General features: G+C 34.2%; 19 protein-coding genes and 1 pseudogene. 13 read left to right on the forward strand and 7 right to left on the reverse strand.

Annotated elements, in window-relative coordinates; all coding sequences use genetic code 11:
- Positions 1-176 precede the first annotated feature (176 nt).
- The 5 genes from ACIQ7T_RS11560 (at position 177) to fic (ending at position 5,694) form a co-directional block, all read left to right on the forward strand.
- Positions 177-884: an ABC transporter ATP-binding protein gene (locus ACIQ7T_RS11560; RefSeq protein ID WP_370082601.1), complete on the forward strand. Its 708-nt coding sequence runs from the start codon at positions 177-179 to the stop codon at positions 882-884.
- Positions 885-886: 2 nt separating this feature from the next.
- Positions 887-2,866 (forward strand): ABC transporter permease, encoded by a 1,980-nt coding sequence (locus ACIQ7T_RS11565; protein WP_402870441.1) that lies wholly within the window; start codon positions 887-889, stop codon positions 2,864-2,866.
- 85 nt (positions 2,867-2,951) lie between these two features.
- On the forward strand, positions 2,952-3,650 hold the full coding sequence (locus ACIQ7T_RS11570; RefSeq protein ID WP_370082605.1) for a response regulator transcription factor: 699 nt from the start codon (positions 2,952-2,954) through the stop codon (positions 3,648-3,650).
- 1 nt (position 3,651) lies between these two features.
- On the forward strand, positions 3,652-4,890 hold the full coding sequence (locus ACIQ7T_RS11575) for a HAMP domain-containing sensor histidine kinase (protein ID WP_370082607.1): 1,239 nt from the start codon (positions 3,652-3,654) through the stop codon (positions 4,888-4,890).
- Between the two features lie 201 nt (positions 4,891-5,091).
- A complete protein-coding gene (gene fic / locus ACIQ7T_RS11580) occupies positions 5,092-5,694 on the forward strand; it encodes a protein adenylyltransferase Fic (protein WP_370082609.1) in 603 nt (200 codons plus the stop codon).
- Between the two features lie 109 nt (positions 5,695-5,803).
- Here the strand turns inward: fic and ACIQ7T_RS11585 are convergent.
- Positions 5,804-5,920, reverse strand: a pseudogene (locus ACIQ7T_RS11585) (RNA-guided endonuclease TnpB family protein); the annotation flags it as partial.
- A gap of 239 nt (positions 5,921-6,159) precedes the next feature.
- Here ACIQ7T_RS11585 and ACIQ7T_RS11590 point away from each other — a divergent pair.
- Positions 6,160-7,179, forward strand: coding sequence for a DUF418 domain-containing protein (locus tag ACIQ7T_RS11590; protein ID WP_402870445.1), 1,020 nt, complete (start codon positions 6,160-6,162; stop codon positions 7,177-7,179).
- Positions 7,180-7,289: 110 nt separating this feature from the next.
- Here ACIQ7T_RS11590 and ACIQ7T_RS11595 read toward each other — a convergent pair whose 3' ends face one another.
- The 3 genes from ACIQ7T_RS11595 to ACIQ7T_RS11605 form a co-directional block, all read right to left on the reverse strand.
- The gene (locus ACIQ7T_RS11595) at positions 7,290-7,676 is read right to left on the reverse strand and encodes a DUF3021 family protein (protein ID WP_370082613.1); all 387 of its coding nucleotides are present in this window, start codon (positions 7,674-7,676) and stop codon (positions 7,290-7,292) included.
- 15 nt (positions 7,677-7,691) lie between these two features.
- Positions 7,692-8,207: a hypothetical protein gene (locus ACIQ7T_RS11600; protein WP_402870449.1), complete on the reverse strand. Its 516-nt coding sequence runs from the start codon at positions 8,205-8,207 to the stop codon at positions 7,692-7,694.
- 81 nt (positions 8,208-8,288) lie between these two features.
- Entirely contained in the window at positions 8,289-8,756 is a 468-nt protein-coding gene (locus ACIQ7T_RS11605) for a LytTR family DNA-binding domain-containing protein (protein ID WP_402870451.1), read from the reverse strand.
- Positions 8,757-9,025: 269 nt separating this feature from the next.
- On the opposite strand from ACIQ7T_RS11605, the gene ACIQ7T_RS11610 reads away from it, so the two are divergent.
- From ACIQ7T_RS11610 to ACIQ7T_RS11625, 4 genes are read left to right on the forward strand one after another with little or no spacing between them, the layout of a single operon-like run.
- Positions 9,026-9,676 (forward strand): copper amine oxidase N-terminal domain-containing protein, encoded by a 651-nt coding sequence (locus ACIQ7T_RS11610; protein ID WP_402870454.1) that lies wholly within the window; start codon positions 9,026-9,028, stop codon positions 9,674-9,676.
- A 12-nt stretch (positions 9,677-9,688) separates the two neighbouring features.
- The gene (locus ACIQ7T_RS11615; RefSeq protein WP_370083393.1) at positions 9,689-9,931 is read left to right on the forward strand and encodes a hypothetical protein; all 243 of its coding nucleotides are present in this window, start codon (positions 9,689-9,691) and stop codon (positions 9,929-9,931) included.
- Positions 9,932-9,944: 13 nt separating this feature from the next.
- On the forward strand, positions 9,945-10,844 hold the full coding sequence (locus ACIQ7T_RS11620; RefSeq protein ID WP_370083394.1) for an FAD:protein FMN transferase: 900 nt from the start codon (positions 9,945-9,947) through the stop codon (positions 10,842-10,844).
- Positions 10,845-11,396, forward strand: coding sequence for a ferric reductase-like transmembrane domain-containing protein (locus ACIQ7T_RS11625; protein WP_370083395.1), 552 nt, complete (start codon positions 10,845-10,847; stop codon positions 11,394-11,396).
- 56 nt (positions 11,397-11,452) lie between these two features.
- On the opposite strand, the gene ACIQ7T_RS11630 is transcribed toward ACIQ7T_RS11625, so the two are convergent.
- Positions 11,453-12,688 carry a sensor histidine kinase gene (locus ACIQ7T_RS11630; RefSeq protein ID WP_402870459.1) on the reverse strand — a complete coding sequence of 412 codons (1,236 nt, stop codon included), beginning with the start codon at positions 12,686-12,688 and terminating at the stop codon, positions 11,453-11,455.
- Positions 12,688-13,359, reverse strand: coding sequence for a response regulator transcription factor (locus tag ACIQ7T_RS11635; RefSeq protein WP_370083397.1), 672 nt, complete (start codon positions 13,357-13,359; stop codon positions 12,688-12,690). Before ACIQ7T_RS11635 ends, ACIQ7T_RS11630 begins: the two co-directional genes overlap by 1 nt.
- 163 nt (positions 13,360-13,522) lie before the next feature.
- Here ACIQ7T_RS11635 and ACIQ7T_RS11640 point away from each other — a divergent pair, with 163 nt between their 5' ends.
- A complete protein-coding gene (locus ACIQ7T_RS11640) occupies positions 13,523-14,413 on the forward strand; it encodes a DMT family transporter (protein WP_370083398.1) in 891 nt (296 codons plus the stop codon).
- Between the two features lie 36 nt (positions 14,414-14,449).
- On the opposite strand, the gene ACIQ7T_RS11645 is transcribed toward ACIQ7T_RS11640, so the two are convergent.
- On the reverse strand, positions 14,450-15,136 hold the full coding sequence (locus tag ACIQ7T_RS11645; protein WP_370083399.1) for an ArsR/SmtB family transcription factor: 687 nt from the start codon (positions 15,134-15,136) through the stop codon (positions 14,450-14,452).
- A 91-nt stretch (positions 15,137-15,227) separates the two neighbouring features.
- On the opposite strand from ACIQ7T_RS11645, the gene ACIQ7T_RS11650 reads away from it, so the two are divergent.
- Together ACIQ7T_RS11650 and ACIQ7T_RS11655 are read left to right on the forward strand one after the other, a co-directional pair.
- Positions 15,228-15,536: an antibiotic biosynthesis monooxygenase family protein gene (locus ACIQ7T_RS11650; RefSeq protein ID WP_370083400.1), complete on the forward strand. Its 309-nt coding sequence runs from the start codon at positions 15,228-15,230 to the stop codon at positions 15,534-15,536.
- Positions 15,537-15,575: 39 nt separating this feature from the next.
- A complete protein-coding gene (locus tag ACIQ7T_RS11655) occupies positions 15,576-16,406 on the forward strand; it encodes a CbrC family protein (protein WP_402870464.1) in 831 nt (276 codons plus the stop codon).
- Positions 16,407-16,643 lie beyond the last annotated feature (237 nt).

Raw genomic sequence — 16,643 nt, forward strand, 5'->3', positions numbered from 1 at the left:
AAAATCATCGCATCCATGCGATAACGGCTAACTGACCTGCATCGGTAAAAACGCCACGTCCTGTGGCATTACCGAAATGACCGACATCGTGTCGGTCCTCACGCAGACCTAAGCACAAAGCCGATTCTAGACGCAATTAATCCGAGGCATAATTGATTGAGGAGAGGTTGGGTTATATGGAAGTTGTACGTATGGAAAATGTAGTGAAAAGTTACGGGGAAGGTAATAACAGGGTAGATGCATTAAAAGGGATTGATCTTTCAATTCAGCAAGGCGAATTCGTCTCAATTGTCGGTGCTTCTGGTTCTGGAAAAAGTACACTACTACATATTTTAGGTGGGTTGGATCACCCTAGTTCAGGAAAGGTGTTCATTGGGGACAGTGATATTTATAAATATACAGATGATGAGCTTTCCATATTCAGAAGAAGAAAAGTCGGGTTTATTTTTCAATTCTTTAATTTGATACCAGTATTAAATGTCCAGGAAAATATTGCTTTGCCTACATTATTGGATAGTGAATCTATAGATATGGAATATCTAAATGAAATTATTAATATCCTTGGGCTTCAAGAACGTATGAATCACTTGCCTTCCGAACTATCTGGAGGGCAACAGCAACGGGTTTCAATTGGCAGGGCGCTTATTAATCGTCCGCATTTGATTCTTGCTGATGAGCCTACTGGTAATTTGGATACTCGAAATACGAAAGAAGTGATGGATTTATTAAGATTCACGGCAAAAAAATACAATCAAACCATTGTCATGATTACTCACGATTTAACGATAGCATCGGCTTCGGATCGGATCATCACAATACAAGACGGTAAAATCATTTCTGATCAGCGACTGACTGAGAAAAAGTTTCAGACTGGAGGACAATGATTTTGATTCATAGTTATCAGCAATTAGGTACCAGGTATTTAAAGAAGAATATGAAACGAACTATTTTGACCTTGGTTGGCATCATACTCTCTGTAGCGTTAATTTCAACGATTGGCCTCTTTATGAAAGGATCACAACTTACCCATATTGAGAATAACAAGAAGTTAAGCGGAGTTTCTTTTCATGTAGGTATTTCAGATTATGACGAAGAGCTTTTAAATAAAGTCAAATTTAATCCCCAAATTGAATCGTTTGGTTTAATGTCTAAGGGAGACATCGTTCCTGTAGGAGATGTTTCTGTGAAAATGAATTTCGCGGATCATGACGCCTTGAAATTTTTAACCTATAGCCTTCTTGATGGCAAATTACCAACCAATGACGATGAGGCAGCTGTAGATTCCTGGGTACTATCTTATATAAAAAAAGATCTTCAAATCGGTGATTCATTTGAACTGGATGGAAAAACATATCAACTGGTTGGTTTACTGAATAATAGTGAGTTTACACAGAAAAATAAAGAGGGACGATTATTAACATATAAAAGTGAGTTTGCTATTGGAGAAGGAAGGATATTAATTGAAATTAACGAGAAAGCAGACTTTAACGAGGTTTTAGACGAACTTAAATCAATGACTGAAGACAATAACATTGATATTAATACTCAATTGATTCAAGCTTTGGAACCGGAATCGGATCAATCGCTCCTGGCCATTCTTGTTATTGTTGTCAGTATAGTTGTCATTTCTACAATTGTTGTCATTTATAACGCCTTTCAAATCAGTGTCGTAGAGCGGATGAAGCAGTTTGGCTTGCTGAGAAGCATCGGCGCTACGCGAAAGCAAATTAGACAAATTGTTATGAAAGAAGCTGTTGTGCTGGCTGTCATCGCTATACCAATTGGGATTGTATGCAGCTTATTGGCACTTGCTATTCTCCAAACTATTTTCTTGATTGTATTAGAAAATGGTCAGGATATTTCGATATTCAATGTCGATTGGAAGATAATTTTAATTAGTTCGCTTCTTACCCTGATAACTGTTTTAGCGTCTAGTTATTACCCTGCTTTTTTTGCAGGCAAAATATCTCCATTGCTAGCAATCAGCAGCAGACTGTCAATTAAAAAAGAGGCAATCAAAAAACAAAAGAATACCGCTCTGAAAAAGCCTTTATCTTTCCCATTGAGCATGGCCTTGAAAAATGTAAAAAGAAATAAAAATCGTTATATGGTTACCATTTTATCAATTATTATAAGCAGTGTATTGTTTATTACTTTTTCATCGTTGATGGATATCGCATTTTCATCCAATTTTATGAACGATTCTTCCACTAAATCGGATCTTACAATCTATCTTCCAAATGACAATCAAGCATCTTCTGAGAACCTGCAAATTATGGATCAGTTAAAGTTAATTCAAAATGTATCCGAAGTTTACGAACAGGACTTAAGTTTTGAAATTGTATTGAAGGATACAGCTCAATCTCTCGCGACTGTTGAGGACATCCAGGAGACTTTTGGAAATAAACACTCCATTACAGTGGTTAATCACTTAGAAGAGAATAAAGCCAAGAAGGAATCCGTTCTCGTGACCAAAATTCTTGTCTATGCTTTTATTGTGGTCATTGCTTTAATTGGCAGTTTAAATATCCTCAATACGATTACTATAAGTATCATGATTAGACGAAAAGAACTGGCTGCATTAAAATCCATAGGCATGTCCCAAAGGGATTTGAAAAAAATGATTATCTATGAAGCACTGATTTATGGTTTTTCTGGAAGCTTGCAAGGCATTTTCTTCGGATGCATACTTTCATATATTATTTATTTGGCTGCCTCCGGTGTCTTGAAGGTTGCATGGACGATTCCCTATGAGGCTTGTTTCATTACGTTTGCTGCCGCTTTGTTCATTAGTTATTTATCTGTTTTGCTACCGCTCCGAAGAATCCAGCAGGATAATATTATAGATACGATAAGGGAAGAATAATACGAAAGGCCTGGCTATTTATAGTCAGGCTATTCTGATTTGGCGGTAACTGCTAATATGGAGTTAGAGGAAGGAGAGGGTATTTTTGAATAAAATATTACTGGTTGAAGATGATGAGGCTCTTGGTTTAGCCATCGAGTTTTCATTAAGAAACGAAGGGTATGAGGTGATTAGAGCTTCTAGTGTAAAAGAAGCGAGAAACCAGTTTGATCATACTATTTTTAAGTTGGCTATATTAGATATCAACCTTCCAGATGGAAATGGCTATGATCTATGCATGCACTTTAAAAAACAAAACGATGCCATGTCTATTATTTTCTTAACCGCCCTTGACGAAGAAGTGAATGTAGTAATGGGATTAGATATTGGTGGAGACGATTATATAACAAAACCTTTTCGAGTTAGAGAACTTATGTCGAGAGTAAGAGTGCAATTACGTAAACAAACTAAGTTAGAAGAAGCTTCATTGATTTTAACATCTGAGAATATAAAAATTGATATGAATCAAGTCAAGGTTTATAAAAATCAAGAACTTGTCCCAGTAACGAATTTAGAATATAAGCTTCTGTTAACTTTTATGAAGAATGCTTACAAAGTATTAAAAAGAGATGAAATTCTTCTGGAAATTACGGAAGGTGATGAAGTATTTTTTGATGAAAATACGTTATCTGTATATATTATGCGTTTAAGAGACAAAATCGAAGATAATCCAAAAAATCCACAGTTTATCATCACCCAACGAGGATTAGGATATCGTTGGGATAAGGATGTGTACAGACAGTAACATGATAAAAAATACTGAGATAAAAGGCTATATGATCATAATGTTCGCTTTATTTTTTCTATTTATTATCTATCAGTATATGACACATCAACTATTTTACGATCATTTAAAAAGTGATTCGATTACAACCTGGGGGGAAATTACCGCCAGATTGGTTGAACAAAATCCTGAGAATGAAGCAGAAATTATGAAAGTCTTAACAAGCAATTCTTCTGATTCCAATGAGTATCAGGAAAAAGGAAGAGAAATCTTTAAACAATATGGATTATATGAAGATTTGGAGACAGAACTTTTTCCACTTTTAAATAACAATATTTTTAGCCATAATCAATCAATTTTTTTGGGGTTGATTATTTTCGGATGTCTATTGTTTTTGGCAAATTACATACAATACACTATTTTCTTCAATAAAATCAAACAACTTACTTCGACTGCCAAAAAAATAATCGAAGGGGATTACTCGGTTACAATAAATGAAAATAAAGAAGGCGATATTGCCAAACTAGTAATTTCTTTGCGTTCCATGAAAGATATTATTAGAAAAAGCATGAGTGATTTGCTTGAAGAAAAGAAGTTTTTAGGTCAAGTATTACAAGACATATCCCATCAGTTAAAAACACCACTTTCGACGATATCCATCTACAATGAATTGTTATTGAATGAAGACTTGCCCCGTCAGCAGCAAGTTCAATTATTGCAAAATAATGAAGTTCAAATCAGCAGAATGAATGTCTTGATTCAAAACTTGTTAAAAGTCGCGAAAATTGATGCCAGAGCTATTACATTTGATAAAGAGCCGTTAAACTTGGTGGAAACGATTCATGAAGTTTTAAATCGTTTGGAAAATATGATCAATGAAAAAGATTTGTTAATTGACTGGGATGAGCCGGAAGAAATAGTAGTTTTCCACGATAAATTATGGATGCAAGAAGCTTTGGTGAACTTGTTAAAGAATGCGATTGAGCATTCCAAAAATGGTGATAAAATCACACTTCAACTCAAAGATACACCCATTTATACGGAACTTGTGATTCAAGACTTTGGAGAGGGGATTGCAGTTGAGGAATTACCGCATATCTTTAATCGATTCTACAAAGCAAGTAGTTCTAAAAAACATGATTCGACGGGGATTGGCTTGGCGTTAACAAAAGCAATTATTGAAGCGCATCAAGCCTTAATAAAAGTTGAAAGTGAGAAAAATGCCTATACAAAATTTACAATAAGCTTCATAAAATTTTAGAATGAATGAGTATACTTACAATAATCTCATGGGTTATTTTCGTTTTTAGTGCTATAGCTGGTATCTATGCTATTTATGCTATAATCAAAAACAATCATACAAAGAAATATCTCTTATGGCTGCAATATTGTAGGCAGTCATAATTTGCTTATACTTTCTAGAAAGTGCGAAAATTAAAAAAGAATTAAGGGGAGTATGACGATGCTTGAAAATAAATTAGGTATCACAAATCAACTTGATTTGAATCGAACAGAAGAACGGCTTTCAAAGAAGAAAGCTAAAGAGTTATACGATTCAGGGAAAATAAATAGCTTAGAAGTAGGCACTTTCAAGGGTCTTTCTGAAATTCATCGCTATCTATTTGAGGATATTTATTTCTTTGCTGGAAAGGTTCGAGAGGTCAATATAGCAAAAGGGAATTTCCGATTTGCTCCAATCATGTATCTTAGAGCATCTTTAGAGCATATCGATACGATGCCACAAACAACTTTTGATGAAATTGTTGAAAAGTATGTTGAAATGAATATCGCTCACCCTTTCAGAGAGGGGAACGGTAGAGCTACTAGAATTTGGCTAGATTTAATCTTTAAAAAAGAACTTCAAAGGGTTGTTGAATGGAATAAGATTGATAAGGAAGATTACTTGTTGGCGATGGAACGTAGTCCGATTAGAGACGTTGAAATTAAGCAATTGCTCCAACAAGCATTATTAGATGAAATTAATAGCCGTGAAGTTTTCATGATGGGTATTGATATTAGCTACTATTATGAGGGATATACTGAATATGATATAGAAGATTTATAATAGAAAGGGCTGAAATTCAGTCCTTTTTTACTTTTTAATAGGGGCAAAAAAGGAGCTAACTAAATAGCTCCTTTTATTTATGATTAAAACTAAGATGTTAGGTATCTTTGATTGAAATGTGCGCGAAATCAAAAGAATAGTTTTGGTTATTCCGAAAAGACACTGGCTTCTTTAACACAGGAACAACCTTGTATTTATTTTTCTTCACTTTCTTAAACACACTTTTAACCGTATCCGACCTCACTCACATCCCACACCTGAAGGAGTAGGCTTTCCCGTTTGGAAAATCAAGTTTTACAATTTAGTAAGATTAAAAGTCATATTGTAAGGGAACAGTCATTCATTTATCAAAAAATAACGTTTATGTTTAAAGTATCAAAAATAAGGAGCTGGCAAAATGAAAAAAACAGTAGCTTTTTTATGTATTAATGCTAAAAAATATAGTTTTCTATTAGGAGATTCTGAATGAATAAATTAAATACGTATGAAAGAATAGACACTATGGATTACTTACGAGGGTTTGCCTTGCTGGGGGTACTTCTTGTGAATAGCTTTCAGGTTATGGATTCGTCCAACTATAATGAATTACACGGAGTATTATATTCTATATTCAACAGGGAATTTCACCCTATTTTATTCTTCTTATTTGGATTTGGGTGTTATCTTTTTATGAATCGATCCAAACAAAAAATAAACAATAGATACCTTTTGTATTTCCGCAGAATCGGTTTTTTATTTGTACTAGGACTGATTCATACATTATATGCACCGCCAGGGATTACCGATGTATTAATGGTGTATGCAGTACTTGGCCTGTTTATGGCAATATTTTTTAAAAGAAGTAAATGGAACAACTTAATAATAACGATTTCACTAATAGCCTTATCTATTGTTACAGCTTTTTATCAACCGTATTATGGTGAGAGAATAGTATGGCTAGATTTACTATCCAACATAAGTAAATGGTTTGCACCGATGATGCTAGGTTTTACGATGGGGCAATTTAATTTTTTTGAAAATATGCATGGGAGATTAAGGTATATTTCGGTTTTTTTTATAGTTAATATTTGTACTTATGTATCTTTATTTTATATAAAGCTGTCAATTGACATTACTCCTGCAGGAACAGAAATGCTAGAAGATTATATTGTTCCTTTTATGATGATGAGCAGTTTCCTTATTATTTTACAATGGGATAGAGCAAAAATGATATTATCTCCATTAAAATTTTATGGACAAATGTCTTTAACAAATTATCTTGCGCAAAGTGCCTTACTAATTGTATTTAGCTTCCTAATTGGTATGACACCTATTCATTCATTAATAGTGTGTTTCTTAATCCACGCTATTTTAATTACTTTTAGTATAGTATGGTTAAAGTATTTTAAAATGGGGCCAGTTGAATTGTTATTACGATACTTTACTTATTGGGCGAAAGTTCCGAATAAGAAAAAAATCATTAAAGAGAGTTTTAATGAAGCTTGATTTACCTAATTACCGTAAAATATGCTGAAAAAACAAAGTTTAAGTTTATATTCGTTTGCGTGATAGGGCATTAAGGGGTCACTAGACTAAATGTGACCCAATGCATCCCTTTAAAAATTTCTTATCTGTTTTAGTAAGGAATTGAGTTCATTCGCCTCTTTTTTAGTCTTAATCAGTGTTATGATCCAAGCAAACAAATAGAGTAATAAAAAACCACCAAGGAAATCTACGCTTAGAAAATGATCTGACCACTTGTTATATAAAGATATAGAAAAGACTACTAGAAACATCATGATAAAATGAATGACTAAAGCAAACAAATAGTTCATTTTTTCAATGTCAAAAATGATTGTAAAAATACCTGCGCAAGCTGAGATTATGAATACACTAATAATCTCAGCTTCTGAAGAAATGATATTTTTTCTCGATAGTAAAACCATCATATAAATAAATGCACCAGTGCCTAAACCTGAAAATAGTCTATTTTTTAATTGCAACGAAATGTCTTCCTCTCAAAATAAGATAGGCTTGTTTAATTCTTTTTGTACATAATATGTATAAAGAATTCCTCCGAAGAAAAGTCCGATAGATAGTCCATTTATGGCAGAATAAATGATATTAAATGAAAGGTCATTATAAAATGATGGCGAGATGCCTAAAGTTACATTTAAGAGATACTTCACTAAAAAATTTATTAGAATAATGATTAATGGAAGATAGCACTTCTTTCTGATGATTACTGATTCCTGTTTGAGGAACATTTGATATTTTTTGTACAACAAATAACCAATTAAAGTCCCAGGAAATATGAAAAAGAAATAGCTAATCAAACAAATTTCTAAGTGAGAAAATTGAGAGATCATTTTTTCAAATCCCCATATCATAAATATGAAAGGAACTAAAAACATTTTAGATAAATTGATTGGCCTTTCCTGGGAAATAGCGATACCTCTTTTTGTTAAAATAATTAATAATATCCATACTGACAATGGCGTTCTTAAAACTACTTCTCTAATGATGTTATACATTCTTTATTGCCTCCTTTGATGTTATTCATAATGGCATCAAAGAGGGAATAAAGAAATACGTCTAAACATATGTGGTGAAAATCAATACATAAGTGGGCTTTTGGAATATCTTGTTAGTGTCTTTTTCAAAGAAGATACATATTTTCTTGACACAATTACTTTCTCTTCATTCGATAGAATTGCTTCAAGATTACCGTTAGGTTTAACCGAAAATTTATTTAAAAAATGAATATTGATCAGGATCGTTTTTGAGATTCTGATGAAGTTATTGGGAAGATCATGCTCCAATTTATATAAAGGGCTTTTTGTTTCAAAAATAGTATCATTTGTATAAATGAATATTTTTCGTTCAAGATATTCTAAATAAAATATATTGGAATAAGGAATTTTTTCTTGTTCGTTTTTGGATGTAGACTTTGCTAGTAAATAGTTGTCGGAGCTTTTTTCAAGAGTTGATACGATATCTTGAATAAAAGACGTTACTTTGTGAATGTTAAATGTACATGATTCTTCTTTAAGTTTTTCTATAATTTTAATGTTAACCTTCATTTAAGACATATTTTCCTTTCAAAATTGGTTGTTAGTAATTTAAAGTGAATGTAAAGAGTATATCAAATGTTACGCTGATTTTTATAATTGTAGGATAGTTTTTACCAAGATATACAAAAGAATCATAGATTTATGAACTAAGCTATTTCTAAGCAGAGGAATCTGTCCGTAGAAATGGCTTTTTATTGTATGTAAAAATTTGTTTGAAAAATTCAGTCTTATATCATTTTTAAAACCTACAATGAAGTCAAAGGAAAGGAGTAGTGTAGATGAAAATGAAAAAAATTAGTCTTGTTGTAGTTCTTATATTGACAGGTTTTATAACAAATGACGTAGTCGTACATGCAGATGATCACGAACATAAAGATAAAAAACATGAAAAGTATAAAGAATATAAGGACTATAAAGACGACGATGATGATGACGATAAGAAATATTACTATGACGATGAAGAAGAAGGGGAAACTTATTATTTTCAAGACGCAGTAAGTGCGAAAGGTACTTGGAATATTTGGACACGAACAGTTGCTGCAAATAAAGAAGTGCTACCTTTTATAAACTCTCAAAAAGTCACGTTAAAGGTAGAAGGGACAAATAAGGAGCTAAGCTTTTTTATTGTACCAAAAGACGGTGAATTTTTTGTACCGGGTAAAGCAGTAGCACAGGCCCTAGGAGCAAAAGCGACATTTTACAAAGAAAGTAAAATTTTAGACGTCCGAAATGGAGCAAATGAATTAATTTACCGAGCAGGAACTAACGTTGTTTATGATAACAATGTGAAAACACCATCTCCTGCACAAGTATTTTACATGAATGAAGAATTATATGTACCGATTAGTACAATAACGAATGGCTTAGGCTATATAGCAGAGTGGCAAGAAAATAATCAAACATTTGTCTGCCAACCAATTACGAATTAGGGGGGAAGCACTATGAAAGATCCGAAAAAGGCAAAATGGGTATTAGGGGCGTCAGGGATACTTTTATCTGCAGCGATACTAACCCAAATTAACAATCCAACAGAAGCCGAAACTACACGTACAAAAAATATTCAGGAAGTAGATCAGAAAAATATGACGGAAAAAGAAAAAGAACTAGCTCAGCTGGATTGGACAAACTTTGAAATGACAAGTCAGCCTGCTGTTAAAAGCGAGCGCAAAACGAAAAGAACTTAATGGAGTTGGTCGTGTGGATACACTAACTTTGCAAATAATGAATACTGAATTTTATATAGCTATGCCAAAAGGTGTTTATTTCGTATGGAAAGATAAAGCGGAGAAATGGCTTCAATACGTAGCAAAAGAATGGTCAAGATTTCAAGCGAATAATGAATTATCACAACTAAATGATTTGAAAATTGGAGAAACGCTACGCATTAATTCGTTACTGTATGATTGTTTAATGCAAGCAAATCAATATTATCAACTTTCTAACGGTTTATTTTCACCGTATCTTAAACGCCAATTAGAACAGCATGGCTACAATCAATCTTTCCCATTTGATTCAGCTAAAAGCAAGGTATTTCAGAACAAACCTCTTATTGCTAATCAACCATTTCAATTTCTAGGCGATGAGCAAGTCATGAAGGTAGCTCAGCAGGAAATTGATTTAGGTGGATTTGCCAAAGGGTATGCCATTGAAATATTGGCGAAGTGGCTTGAGCAAGAGATATCTCCCGATTTCGGACTAATAGATGGGGGAGGGGATATGAAAATGTGGTCTTCTGGGGAAAAAACTTGGACAATTGGTGTTGCAGATGCCTGGGATATCGACAAGGAAATTAGCTCCATCAAAATGAAAACAGGTGCTATCGCTACATCCAATCGAGTGTATCGAAGCTGGATGCAAGGATCCATGAAGAAACATCATTTATTAAACGGACAAACAGGTGAAATAGCTAATACAGAAGTCTTACAAGCTTCAGTCGTAACGTCCTCATTATGTGATGCAGAGGTTGGTGCTAAACTATGCTTTCTTATGGATGAAGGTGAATTGCAGCAATGGTTCGAAAATAATTGTCAACAAAGTGCCCGCTTCATTGTTAAAGAAGGGCAAGTAGCAAACTGGAGAATGACGGGGGTGAAATAAATGATCATCAGTACGTGGGAATGGATTCGATTATTAGGGTTTTTAGCGTATTTTTATTTTACAATTTCCATTATATTTGGTTTGTTGAGAAAAGCAGCATTTGTCAAATCCCATAAAAACTTAATTTATCATATACATCAAAATGCTGGATGGCTAGGATTAATTACCGTAATTGCGCATATGTTAGTGCTTTTAATCGATCATTATCAGCCTTATAGTATAATGGGGATTTTAATTCCGTTCTCCGCTAAATATCAGTCTCTACCATCGGCACTTGGAACAATAGCATTTTATTTATTTTTAATGGTAGTCATGACATCGGATTTATGGATTCGAACAATGAATCGCTCGTTATGGAAAAAGCTACACTTTCTTGTGTTACCAGCATGGGCATTATCACTTGCTCATGGAGTGTTAATAGGAACGGATACAGAAAATACGTTGATTATTATGTTTTATGTAGTTTCTGGGGGAATTACCATGTTAGTGCTGGTTGCAAGAACAATAAGCCAGTTCATGAAAAAAGTAAATATTTCAACGTCACAACAATAATTAAGAGGAAGCGGGGCTGTTTTAAAAAGCCCCGCTTCCTTTATGTTGAATAATGTTTATATTGGGAATTCAATATGAAATGTAGTGCCTTTATCGACTTTACTTGTCGCATAAATTTCCCCCTCATGCTGCTCCACTATTGCTTTTGCTATGGCAAGACCTAAACCAGTACCATTTCGTTGACGAGCAGCATCACTTCGGTAAAATCGCTCAAACACTAAAGGTAATTCCTGTTCAGTTATACCAACGCCGCTATCAGCAACAGTAATTTTTACAGAATCTCTATTTTTTAAAAGCGTCAGTGTTATTGCTCCACTATTTGTATATCTTATCGCATTGTCTAAAAGAATATAGAGCAGCTCTTGTATCTTTGAAGCATCACCAAGCAGCTCGATGTTTTCTTGGATTTCAGTAGAAAACTGTATGTCAGGAGGCATAATCCTTTGAAATTTCGTGCTCACTTTTAGGAGTAATGTTGATAATGGTATGCTTTCTTTTTGAATGGAAACCTGCTGCTGATCGTGTCTTGCTAAGAACAGCAGTTTATCTATGAGCTCTTTCATTATTTCAGCCTCATCTTTTAAGTCCACAATTAATTCCTTCCCAAAAGGGCTTAATTGCTTTTCTTCTTCCAATTCTAAAATTTCAAGTGAACTATAAAAAATACTTAATGGTGTTCGTAATTCATGGGAAGCATCGGATACGAACTTTTTTTGTTTATCGAACGACCATTGAATAGGGACCATCGCTTTACCAGCTAAATAATAGGCCAATAGACCGATTAAGATCGTAGAAATACAAGTTAATACTATTAGTAAATACTTTGTCATCTGGAAAAAGTGATGCTGTGACGTCACAGATTTACCAACGAAAATATAGCCTGCTACAGTATCATCGTTGTAAATTGGCTTTTTCAAAATTAGAAAATGCTCTTCTTGCCATTCATAATGTTGTATGAGCTCCTCATCAGGATTTTCATTCCCAAACGCTTTTTCAATCTGATTCTTCAGACCCTTGTAAGATTCATCACCATGGACAAACTTATGATCTTTTGTGTAAATATAGTAAAAAAAACTGCGATTTGGGTCAAAATTTAAAGTTTTAGTGTCTGCATGAACATGTTCAAAGAAATCATGCTCTTGCTTACCATAAAAGTCTTCTAATTCGTTTATTTGTTGATTTTCCATTAATTTTACGAGGGAAAAGTATATAACAATAACGAATAGTGAAAATAACAATAAGTAAAGCGTTGCATACAAAAAGGATAATTTTTTTTTCGTTTTATGAAACATTAGTCTTCCCTCAGTTTATAGCCAATCCCTCTAACGTTTTGAATACGTGATTTGGATTGACCATCATCAATTTTTTTTCGAACAAGCTTGACTAAAGCATCTAAGGAATTATTCGAAACATCGTAATCGTAGCCCCAAATATAAATACAAATTTGTTCTCTAGTTAGTACACGACCTTTATTGATAAATAAATACTCCAAAAGTAAAAATTCATTTTTAGTTAGATCAACTACTTCATTATTGTACAAAAACACACGAGAATCTACATTCAGCTGTAATTGATCGATCTGGATGACCTGTTCTATCACTTTATCTTTTCTTCGTAGTAATGCGCGAACTCTTGCTAACAGTTCCTCTATTTTAAATGGTTTTACTATGTAATCATCTGCGCCACTATCAAGACCTTTAATGATGTCCTCTGTGTCGTCCTTCGCTGTTAGCATTAAAATACTACCATTGAATCCAGTGTTTCGTAGCTGCTGGCACACTTGAATTCCACTAAGGTGCGGCATCATCCAATCTAAAATAACAAGATCGTATTGTTCTGTAAGCGTATGGTCTAGCGCTTCCTGTCCATTCTCCGCTTCAGTCACATTATGAAATTCTTTCTTTAAAATATGAACGATATTTCTTCTTAACCGTGCATCGTCTTCTGCTAGTAATATTTTCAAAGCAGCTTCCTCCTATATACTATATTCAACTAAGTATACGCATATAAAAATGAAATGAAACTGAAAAAAGTTCCTTCCTCCATTATTGTATTCCATACTTCGATAAGAGTTGAAGTTTTTCCTGTCTATAATGTTCTTAAACATAGAAATAGGGGGACAAATAATGAATATTTATAAATTTACAGCATTGTTAGTTTTAACGACCTTTTTAATGGGATCTTCGTTTGCCATTGTTAAATTGGGATTGCCTTATGCATCTCCACTGTTATTGGCTGCACTCCGCTTTCTACTGGCAGGGATTTTGATGGCTGTCGTCGTATTAGCGTTAAAAAGACCTCATCCTACTTCAAAAGAAGGCTGGATGAAAATTTTAACGATTGGAGCATTTCAAACTGCGGGTGTAATGGGCTGTATTTTTTTAAGCTTACGGACAATTACAGCAAGTGAATCTTCTATTCTAACGTTTACGAATCCTTTGCTTGTAGTTATATTCGCTACAATATTTACGAAAGCACGTTACCGATTGTATCAATGGTGTGGTGTTTTCTTGGGGTTAATTGGTGTTACGATTACAATGGGTATACAGATTGAAGGTGAAATCGGCATTCTTTTTGGTTTTCTTTCAGCTGTTTTTTGGGCAATTGCGACATTACTAGCTAAAAAGTGGGGAGTATCATTTGATACATGGGTGCTTTCAGCCTATCAAATGCTTTTTGGTGGTTTACTACTTTTAATGGCAAGTTTCGTGTTAGAACAACCATTTTTTACTGTGAATGTTCATTCAGTATCCATTTTATTATGGCTTAGCATTTTCTCGTCAATTGTTCAATTTGCCGGCTGGTATTATCTTTTACAAAATAGTGATCCTGGAAAAACGAGTGCCTTTTTGTTTTTAGCTCCTTTTTTCGGCGTGATAACAGGCTGGATACTATTAAATGAACCATTAAAACCATCGCTAGTCGTAGGAGGGCTGTTTATAATTGTCGGTATTTATTTGGTGAACCGTAACTTTACGGCTAACGCAAAAAAAATATCCGCGGGGAGTCGAATATAGACTGTCCGCGGAAAGTAGGCAGAGCCCTGTGCTAGTTTATACATCTAATTGAAAAACGTCTTTAAAGCCAGCCCTTCCTTTTTCAGTCACTTTAATGGCACGAATAGACGGGACACGAGTCACCCAACCCAAACTTAAAAAATGTGTAAGCATTCCTTGACCAAGAGCACCAGCTAGATGATAACGTCGTTCACTCCAATCCAAACATGCATGGGAAAATGATCGACGCTTTCTTTTTAAATCATCTAAATCAAGACCGAAATCTATAAAAAATTGTGCACCTTCAGCTGTTATGAGAAACTGCTTTTCTTCTAGTTTTAGATAGCCTGCGTTAACCAAAGAGTCTGTTAATTGAACACCTAGTTTACCAGCTAAATGGTCATAGCAAGTTCTTGCACCTTGTAGTAATTTCATTTGGCTTGATTGTTTTAATGAGCGTACTTCAGGTGGTGGAGAAATCGCTAGGAAGGATTCTAGTAAATGAGCAATTTCTTCGTCTGCTAATTGAAAATATCGATGACGGCCTTGTTTCTCTACTTTCACAAGTTTACCGTCTACTAACTTTGCAAGATGAAAGCTAGCTGTCTGGGGTTTAATGGCAGCCATATAAGCTAATTCACTTGCTGTATGAAAACGACCATCCATCATACTAGCTAGCATCGTAGCTCTTGAAGTTTCTCCAAGGAGAGAAGCAATTTCAGCCATATTTGGATTAATACTCATTTGTCACAATCCTTTCTGCATTCCATATTTCGATTTTCATAAAAGTATTTATCGTTTACAATAATACATAAAAAGGTGGGAGTAAATAGCTATGGAAACATATTATGCTGTAATTTTTACATCACAAAGAACAGATGAGGATGGGGAAGGCTATGCCAAGATGGCAGAAGTGATGGACGAACTAGCACAAAAGCAACCTGGATTTCTTCGTGTAGAAAGTGCTAGAGATGCTGAAGGGAAAGGAATTACTGTATCCTATTGGGAGTCACTAGAGGCCATCCAAGCATGGAAAGAAAATTCAAAACATCTAGTTGCACAGCAATTCGGAAAAGAAAAATGGTACATGGAATATAACGTGGAAATTTGTACAGTCATAAAAGATTATTCTTTTACAATGTAATCGGGAAACGTCAAAACCAAATTTAGGAGAATTTAATATATGACTATTTTAGAAGAATGGCATGAACAAAGAAGAAATTTTAATCCTTCTGATCCAGCCAGTATTAATCAAATGCATGAGTTTAAGGAAAAAGTGAAACTTCAAGAGCAAACTGAAGGTAATTTTAGGATACTCGCAGACATCTACTGTATGCTTAGGATGTATTCGGATGCCTATAAGATTTTCACTTTAGTTATGGATGTAGGGAACAAGAAAGATCAGAAAAAATTTGGATCAATAAAATATTACATAGATAATCCGAATTGTGTGAAACCTTTGTATCCTTGTAAAATTAGAGAGGATAAAATAATTAAAACAATAATACCTAAATTTAAGTATTTGCCAGACCCATTAAAATCTAAAATCTTTGAAGCGGAAGAAGATGTAACTTGTGATTGCTGCGAACAGGAAGTAGATGTTTATTATACTGGAAGTATTTATGCTGTTGAAGAGGTTGATTATCTCTGTCCTACATGTATACATAGTGGTGCAGCTGCTAAAAAATACGACGGTTCTTTCCAGCAGGACTTACTAAATGATGAGAATGTTATAAATTCCAGTTTTACTGAGGAAGTAATGTGTAGAACACCTGGTTTTATTAGTTGGCAAGGTAATAATTGGATGGCTCATTGCTCAGATTATTGTGCATTTATTGGCTATGTTGGCTGGAGTGAGTTAGTGGAGTTGGGCATTACAGAACAATTTGAAAATTATACTGGTTTTTCTATTGAAGAGTTATCAGAATCACTTATGAATAATGGGCATCATCAAGGGTATTTATTTCGATGCTTAGAATGTGGTCGCTATGTCCTTTATTCTGATTTTAGTTAAACGTGAAAAACAGTATATCTTCATTCAGTAGAAGACTCCTACCTCTTAAAGTGGTGAGATGAATGAGGATGTGGTTTCTTTTCAAGGTGTCCAAACATCTACTGAAATAGAGGAACTCAGTCTAAGAACGCCACGTCCTGTGGCAACGACTGAGTGACCAACATCGTATTGGCCTAAAGCCTCCGGTGGATGTTACGGATTTTTTAAAGGAATGAATAAAGGAAGTTAGCCTAAAAC

The organism is Lysinibacillus sp. NPDC096212, assembly GCF_044763105.1.
In the GTDB taxonomy this organism is placed as follows: Bacteria; Bacillota; Bacilli; order Bacillales_A; family Planococcaceae; genus Lysinibacillus.